Below are 7,335 nucleotides of genomic sequence, written 5' to 3' on the forward strand. Positions count from 1 at the left end.
GCAGTCGATGCCACCAATAGCGCCATCGTCGATGGATTGCGCGTACCGGTGCGGTTCGCGTATGGCGATCAGCTCGACCGGCTCGGAGTTCCCGAAGACTCCCCGATTCCCGGCGGGCTCGCCTGGGTCACGGTCGGTTCGCCGGGTCGGTCACCGTCGACGAGGAAGCCGAGCAGATCATCGCGAACGGCACCCGCATCCAGGTGATCTACTCCGACGACCCCGCGACCATCGACTACACCGCCCACGGCATCCACGCAGCGATCGTCGTCGACAACACCGGGCGCTGGCGCGACGAAGCCGGCCTCTCGCAGCACCTGCGTTCGAAGGGCGTCGCCCGTGTGCTGCTCACCGCGCCGGGGAAGAGCCCTCTCAAGAACATCGTCCACGGGATCAACGACGATACGATCGCCGATACCGACCGCATCCTCTCGGCCGCATCCTGCACGACCAACGCCATCACGCCCGTGCTCGCGGCGATCGACGAGGCGTACGGAGTCGTCAAGGGGCACGTCGAGACCGTGCACTCGTTCACGAACGACCAGAACCTGATCGACAACTTCCACAAGGGCGACCGTCGCGGACGCTCGGCGGTGCTCAACATGGTCACCGCACGCCGCGGTCGTGGCGCATCCTCGACGCCGTGATCGCGGTGGTCATGGTCACGATCGCGATCAGCCTCGTGCTGCCCGTCCTGGGGGGCTGATCGGCTTCATGCGCCGTCGATCTGGGCGAGCCGAGCACGGACGAGGCGTTCGAGGACCTCGCTCGGAATCGGGTGCTCGGGCTGGAACCGGATGGTCCCCTTATCCACGCTGACCCCGGGATACCCGTCGAGAACGTCTGCGACAGCGGCGACGGCATCCGGGCTGAACGGGTAGATCCCGATGTGCTTCTTGGCGCGCATCACCGAGAGCAACGGCTTGCCGCCGTGCACGAGCGCGGGCATGCCATACCCCTTGCCCTGCTCCGCATCCGGCGCCTCTCGGCGCGCAACGGCATAGACACGATCGATCGCGTCACGATCAGCGGCAGCGAGGTCTGCGAGGTAGTCGTCGATGGTTCCCACGAGGGCATCCTGTCACCGATCCGCGCACGGGGCGAGGGTCAGCGGGATTCAGGCGCCGTCGAGCGGACGCATGATGCGGGTGAGGAACCGCTGCGTGCGCTCATGCTGCGGGGCGCTGAAGAGCGCGACCGGCGTCCCCTGCTCGACCACCACGCCGCCGTCCATGAACAGCACATGATCGGCGGCCTCTCGGGCGAAGCTCAGCTCGTGGGTGACGACCGCCATGGTCCAGTTCTCGTCGGCGAGTTCTTTGATGACGAGCAGCACCTCCCCCACTAGCTCGGGATCGAGCGCACTGGTCGGCTCGTCGAACAGCAGCAGATCAGGCTTGAGGGCGAGCGCGCGCACGATGCCGACACGCTGCTGCTGCCCGCCCGAGAGCTGATGCGGACGGGCATCGGCCTTGTCGGCCAGACCTACGCGATCGAGCAGCGCGAGTGCCTCGGCCACGACCTCGGCCTTCGGTCGACCCTGAACCCGCCACGGCCCTTCGATGACGTTCTCGAGGACGGTGAGGTGCGGGAAGAGGTTGTGGTGCTGGAACACCATCGCCGAGCGGTCGCGCAGTGCGAGCCGCTTCTGCTTCTGCACGCGGGCCGAGGGCTTCGCCTCCGGGGCGAAGTCGATCTCGGGGCCGCCGTCGACGACGATGGTGCCGGCATCCGGTGTCTCGAGGCCGTTGAGAGCACGCAGCACTGTGGTCTTTCCCGAACCGCTGGGCCCGATGAGCACGACGACCTCGCCGCGGTACAGCGTCAGGTCGATGCCGCGGAGCACCTCGTTGTCGCCGAAGCTCTTGCGCAGGCCACGGGCGGTGAGCAGAGCCTCTGAAGTGTTGTCAGTGCGCGACACGGCTGTCGAGCCTCCTCTCGAGAGCGCTCTGGCCGAACGACAGCACCAGGCAGAACACCCAGTAGACCAGCGCGGCGGCGAGGTAGAGCACCATGAACTCGTAGGTGGTCGAGGCGATCTGCTGCGCCACCTTGAACAGTTCGGTCACGAGGATCAGCGACGTGAGAGAGGTGTCCTTCACCAGCGAGATGAACGTGTTCGACAGCGGGGGAACCGACACGCGCGCCGCCTGCGGCAGGATGATGCGGGTGAGCGTGCGGGTGCGGTTCATGCCCACCGTGTACGCAGCCTCCCACTGCCCCTGCGGGACCGACAAGATGGCGGCGCGGACGACCTCGGCACCGTAACCGCCGACGTTGAGCGACAGCGCGATGATGGCACTCGGCCACGGGTCGATCGTGATCCCGATCGACGGCATGCCGTAGAAGATCACGAACAGCTGCACCAGCAGCGGCGTCCCGCGGATCACGGAGATGTAGAACCGGGCGACGCCCGAGAGGATCGGGTTCACCGAGATCCGCATCAGAGCGATGCCGACGGCGATGAGCAGCCCCAGGGCGAACGACGCCAGCGCGAGCGGCACCGTCGCCGTCAGACCCGCCCAGGCGATCGGCCCGAGCGCGTCCAGGAACAGCTGCCAGGGACTCTCCATCGGCTACTGGGAGACGTCTTCGCCGAAGTACTTCTTGCTGATCTCGGCCAGCGTGCCATCCGCACGCAACTCGTCGAGAGCAGCGTCAACCGCCGTGACGAGGGCTTCCTTGTCCTTGGCGAAGGCGAACGCCTGCTCGCCCGCCTCATCGGTCTCCGCCGCGATCTTCAGACCGGTCGGGCTGTTGGTCGTCTCGTAGTCGAGGAACGTGAGCTTGTCGTTGATGGTCGCATCGACCCGTCCCTGGCGCAGGAGCTCGACGGCCTGTGCCCAGCCCTCGACACCCTCGACCGTGGCGCCCGACTCGGCGGCGAGGTCGTTCCAGTTGCTCGTGAGCGACTGCGCGGTGGTCTTGCCGTCGAGGTCGGCGAACGACGAGATCGTGTCGTCGTCGTCGGCCACGACGATCACGCCGGGAGAGACGGTGTACGGCGTGCTGAAGAGGTACTTCGCCTCACGCTCGTCGTTGATCGTGACCTGGTTGGCGATCACGTCGAACCGACCGGCGTCGAGACCCGCGAAGATCGCGTCCCACTGGGTCTCTTCGAACTTCACCTCGAGGCCGAGCTTGTCGGCGACGGCTTCGATGATCTCCACGTCGTATCCGGTCAGCTCGCCGGCGCCGTTGTCGCCGTGGAAGCTGAAGGGACGGTAGGTACCCTCGGTCCCGACCGTGAGCGTGCCGTCCTTCGCGAGCCCGAACTCCGAGCTCGCGGAGCTCTCGCCGCTGCCCGCAGTGCTCTCAGATGTGCTCGACCCGCTGCAGGCGGTCAGAGCCGCGGCGGCGACGACGAGTGCGGTGACGGCGATGAGACGACGGGACATGAACCCTCCTGGGGTGTGAAGCGCGGTGCGAGTTTACGCGACCGTCGCGGGAACTCCCCCACAGTACGTGGCACGGGGCGTTTCGCCGCATCCGATGACGTTTCGTTTCGCAGGAGCTCGGAAGACGCAAAAACGCCCCCGGGAGAACCCGGGGGCGTTTGTGCGAGTCAGACTCAGATGGAGTTGACGTCCAGCGGGATGCCGGGGCCGAACGTGGTCGACACCGCACCCTTCTGGATGTAACGGCCCTTCGAGCTCGACGGCTTGAGGCGGACGATCTCCTCGAGCGCTGCGCCGATGTTCTCGTTCAGCTGCTCAGCGGTGAAGGAGGCCTTGCCGACGACGAAGTGCACGTTGGCGTGCTTGTCGACGCGGAACTCGATCTTTCCGCCCTTGATCTCCTCGACGGCCTTGGCCGGGTTCGGGGTCACGGTGCCGGTCTTCGGGTTCGGCATCAGACCACGCGGTCCGAGCACCTTTCCGAGACGACCGACCTGGCCCATGAGCTCCGGGGTGGAGACGGCGGCGTCGAAGTTGGTCCAGCCATCGGCGACCTTCTGGATGAGCTCGGCGCCGCCGACCTCATCTGCACCTGCGGCGATCGCTGCCTCGGCCGCGGGGCCGGTGGCGAAGACGATGACGCGGGCGGTCTTACCGGTGCCGTGGGGCAGGATGACGGTGCCGCGCACCATCTGGTCTGCCTTGCGGGGGTCGACGGCGAGCTTCAGCGCGACCTCGACGGTCGAGTCGAACTTCGACGATCCGGTCTCCTTCGCGAGCGCGACGGCCTCGGTCGGAGTGTAGAAACGGTCTGCCTCGATCTTCTCGGCGGCAGCCTTGTAAGCCTTGGACTTGGTAGCCATGATTATTCTCCTCAGCCCTCGACCGTGATGCCCATGGAACGGGCGGTGCCGGCGATGATCGAGATCGCGGCCTCGATGTCGTTGGCGTTCAGGTCAGCCTGCTTGGTCTCGGCGATCTGGCGGACCTGGTCCTTGGTGATCTTCGCGACCTTGACGGTGTGCGGGGTCGCGGAGCCCTTGGGGACGCCAGCGGCCTTCTTGATGAGCTCCGCGGCAGGCGGGGTCTTCAGGACGAACGTGAAGCTGCGATCCTCGTAGACGGTGATCTCCACGGGGATGACGTTGCCGCGCTGCGACTCGGTCGCGGCGTTGTACGCCTTGCAGAACTCCATGATGTTGACGCCATGCTGACCGAGCGCGGGGCCGATCGGCGGCGCCGGGTTGGCTGCACCGGCGTTGATCTGAAGCTTGATCAGTCCGGTCACCTTCTTCTTCGGTGCCATTCTCTTTCCTTTCATCGAATCGGATGCCGGAGCACCCGCTTCTCCCACAGATCCGGCGTTTCCGGACCGTGGTCGTCTGCGCGCACGCCGAAGCGCCGCACAAACCACACAAGTCTACCCGATCGGGAGACCGTTCGCCGCCGAAGGCCACCGAGCGTGCGGGCGATGCCGGCGGTGATGCGAGAACGGCCGCCCCGAAAGGGACGGCCGTTCTCGTGAGGAGGGGTGTCAGATCATCTTGGTGACCTGGTCGAACGACAGCTCGACCGGGGTCTCGCGCTCGAAGAGGGAGACGAGCACCGTGAGCTTGCCGCTCTCGGGCTTGATCTCGCTGATCGAACCGGGAAGACCCGCGAACGAGCCCTCCTTGATCGTGATGGTCTCGCCAACCTCGAAGTCGACCTCGGCCGGGAGCGGACGAGCGACGGCGAGGCCGCCCTTCGACGCGATGTTCTTGGCGGTGGGGACGTCCTTGACCTCAACGAGCGACTTCAGCATGTTGAAGGCCTCTTCGAAGCGCAGCGGCGTCGGGTTGTGGGCGTTGCCCACGAAGCCGGTGACGCCCGGAGTGTGGCGGACGACCGACCAGGTGTCTTCCGTGAGCTCCATGCGCACCAGCACGTAGCCGGGGATGCGCACGCGGGTGACCATCTTGCGCTGGCCGTTCTTGATCTCGACCACGTCTTCCATCGGGACCTCGATCTGGTAGATCTCGTCCTCGACCTCGAGCGTCGACTTGCGCTGCTCGATGTTGGCCTTCACCTTGCGCTCGAAACCGGCGTAGGAGTGGATGACGTACCACTTGCCCGGGAGCATGCGGAGGTCCATGCGGAAGGCCTCGTAGGGGTCTTCCTCGGCATCCTCGTCGTCTTCGTCCGTCGAGGAGTCCTCGTCGCCCTGCACGTCATCGGCACCGAGCTCGGGGCCGTCGTACGGGGTGACCTCTTCGGCCGCCGCAGCATCCAGCTCGGCGACTTCTTCGGCCACAGATTCGTTGAGGACCTCAGCGGCAGCCTCAGACTCAGCCGCTTCGTCCAGGTTGAGAGCGTCGTTCACGATCGCGTCCGCCTCCGGGTCGTCGATGTCGATGTCGGTGTCAACCGTGTCATCCTCTTCGCCGTCCTCGTCTTCGACGTGGACCGCGACGTGCTCAGCCGGGGTGACCGAGAGCTCTTCCTCAGCGAGCACGTTGCCCTCCTGGGCTTCGTCTTCCTCGCTGGACTGCTCTGCGGCGGTCGCCCAGTCGGCGTCGTCGGAATATCGTTCAGACACGTTGTTTCTTCTCCATAGCTGCGGGGTGAGCCGCGGGGGTCATCAGCCAGGGATTCCGAACACCCAGTGCGTCACGAACGCGAACAGCGTGTCCAAGCCGTAGACGATGCCCATGACGATCAGAACGAAGACGAGCACCACCCCGGTGAACTTGAACAGCTCCTTGCGAGTCGGGGTGACGACCTTGCGGAGCTCGGCGATGACCTGGCGGATGAACAGGGCGATGCTCCCGAAGAACCGGGAGAAGGGGTTGCCCGTCTTCTCGCGGGTGGCGCCGGCCGCGACGACCTCGCCGCGCGGTTCGTCCTGATCCATCCTGAATGTACCTTTCGTGTGTCAGCGTTGCGCTGACGCGCAGGGCGGACAGGAATCGAACCTGCAACCTGCGGTTTTGGAGACCGCTGCTCTGCCAATTGAGCTACCGCCCTAGAGACCGGGAGGTCTCGGGGTGTTCTCTCCACTCTGCCACCGTGACCGTGATCGGAAGACCCCAGGCATGGCGAAAGAATGCAGACAACAACTGCCCCTCAAGCATACGGCATCGATCCGGTGGTGCCGAACCGGGATCGCGTTGGCGTGTTCTTGTTAGGCTCAGCGAGCGTATGCAGGAGGAGGGAGCGCCGGTGAGCGCTGAAGTGCAGCAGTTCCAGGTGGATCTGCGCGGAGTCGTCGATCTGCTCAGCCGGCACATCTACTCCAGCCCTCGGGTGTACCTGCGGGAGCTGCTGCAGAACGCCCGCGATGCGATCACCGCCCGCCGCGAGGTCGACGGCGGCGGGGGACGCATCCGCATCACCCCATTGACCGCGGAGAGCGGCGAGTTCGTGCTGCGCGACGACGGCGTGGGCTTGACCCTCACGGAGGTCGCCGATCTGCTGGCGACCGTCGGCCGCAGCTCCAAGCGCGATATCTTCGATCTCCCGCGCAGCGACTACCTCGGCCAGTTCGGCATCGGCCTGCTGAGCTGCTTCATGGTCGCCGACACGATCGTCATCCGCTCCCGCAGCGCCCGCGGCGGCGCCTCGGTGGAGTGGACGGGCAGCGCGGACGGCACGTTCCAGGTGGCCGAGATCGACGAGGAGCTGCCGATCGGCACCAGCGTGCACCTCGTCCCGCGCTTCGACGCCGACGAGCTGCTGCGCCCCGCGGCGGTGCACGAGCTGGCGACGACGTTCGGTGAGTTCCTCCCGGTGCGCGTGACGATCGACACCGCAGCCGGAGACATCGACATCACCAGGGATGCGCCGTTCCTCGACGCGGCAGAGGATCCCGAGGCGGCCGTGGGCTACGGGCGGGACCTCCTCGGTGCGAGTCCGCTCGACGTGATCGAGCTGAACGAGCCCGCCACGGGCACCCGCG

General features: G+C 66.2%; 9 protein-coding genes, 1 tRNA gene and 2 pseudogenes. 3 read left to right on the forward strand and 9 right to left on the reverse strand.

All coding sequences use genetic code 11. The annotated features are described in order from the left end of the window. Together KZA10_RS04920 and KZA10_RS04925 are read left to right on the forward strand one after the other, a co-directional pair. Nucleotides 1–207 (forward strand): annotated as a pseudogene (locus tag KZA10_RS04920) (hypothetical protein); the annotation flags it as partial. Continuing rightward, nucleotides 129–623: pseudogene (locus tag KZA10_RS04925) on the forward strand (glyceraldehyde 3-phosphate dehydrogenase NAD-binding domain-containing protein); the annotation flags it as partial. The pseudogenes KZA10_RS04920 and KZA10_RS04925, both read left to right, overlap by 79 nt. Before the next feature lie 89 nt (nucleotides 624–712). Here KZA10_RS04925 and KZA10_RS04930 read toward each other — a convergent pair. The 9 genes from KZA10_RS04930 to KZA10_RS04970 all read right to left on the reverse strand — a co-directional run bounded on the left by KZA10_RS04930 (nucleotide 713) and on the right by KZA10_RS04970 (nucleotide 6,404). Then, nucleotides 713–1,069, reverse strand: coding sequence for an iron chaperone (locus KZA10_RS04930; RefSeq protein WP_055874074.1), 357 nt, complete (start codon nucleotides 1,067–1,069; stop codon nucleotides 713–715). 48 nt (nucleotides 1,070–1,117) lie between these two features. After that, a complete protein-coding gene (locus tag KZA10_RS04935) occupies nucleotides 1,118–1,921 on the reverse strand; it encodes an amino acid ABC transporter ATP-binding protein (RefSeq protein WP_308289586.1) in 804 nt (267 codons plus the stop codon). Then, complete coding sequence (locus KZA10_RS04940; protein WP_055865481.1) at nucleotides 1,908–2,573, reverse strand: amino acid ABC transporter permease; 666 nt, start codon at nucleotides 2,571–2,573, stop codon at nucleotides 1,908–1,910. Before KZA10_RS04940 ends, KZA10_RS04935 begins: the two co-directional genes overlap by 14 nt. A gap of 3 nt (nucleotides 2,574–2,576) precedes the next feature. Beyond that, complete coding sequence (locus KZA10_RS04945) at nucleotides 2,577–3,398, reverse strand: amino acid ABC transporter substrate-binding protein (protein ID WP_218682329.1); 822 nt, start codon at nucleotides 3,396–3,398, stop codon at nucleotides 2,577–2,579. A gap of 173 nt (nucleotides 3,399–3,571) precedes the next feature. Beyond that, nucleotides 3,572–4,261: a 50S ribosomal protein L1 gene (rplA, locus tag KZA10_RS04950; protein ID WP_017829144.1), complete on the reverse strand. Its 690-nt coding sequence runs from the start codon at nucleotides 4,259–4,261 to the stop codon at nucleotides 3,572–3,574. An 11-nt stretch (nucleotides 4,262–4,272) separates the two neighbouring features. Beyond that, nucleotides 4,273–4,704 carry a 50S ribosomal protein L11 gene (gene rplK / locus KZA10_RS04955; protein WP_017829145.1) on the reverse strand — a complete coding sequence of 144 codons (432 nt, stop codon included), beginning with the start codon at nucleotides 4,702–4,704 and terminating at the stop codon, nucleotides 4,273–4,275. 228 nt (nucleotides 4,705–4,932) lie between these two features. Continuing rightward, nucleotides 4,933–5,976, reverse strand: coding sequence for a transcription termination/antitermination protein NusG (gene nusG, locus KZA10_RS04960; protein WP_055865485.1), 1,044 nt, complete (start codon nucleotides 5,974–5,976; stop codon nucleotides 4,933–4,935). 42 nt (nucleotides 5,977–6,018) lie between these two features. Then, the gene (secE, locus tag KZA10_RS04965; protein WP_017829147.1) at nucleotides 6,019–6,291 is read right to left on the reverse strand and encodes a preprotein translocase subunit SecE; all 273 of its coding nucleotides are present in this window, start codon (nucleotides 6,289–6,291) and stop codon (nucleotides 6,019–6,021) included. 40 nt (nucleotides 6,292–6,331) lie between these two features. Then, nucleotides 6,332–6,404 (reverse strand) — tRNA-Trp (locus KZA10_RS04970). A 195-nt stretch (nucleotides 6,405–6,599) separates the two neighbouring features. On the opposite strand from KZA10_RS04970, the gene KZA10_RS04975 reads away from it, so the two are divergent. After that, nucleotides 6,600–7,335 (forward strand): ATP-binding protein (locus KZA10_RS04975; protein WP_218682330.1); only part of this gene is annotated, 736 nt, incomplete at its 3' end.

The sequence above is a fragment of the Microbacterium sp. BF1 genome (genome assembly GCF_019279095.1).
Taxonomy (GTDB): Bacteria; Actinomycetota; Actinomycetes; order Actinomycetales; family Microbacteriaceae; genus Microbacterium; species Microbacterium maritypicum.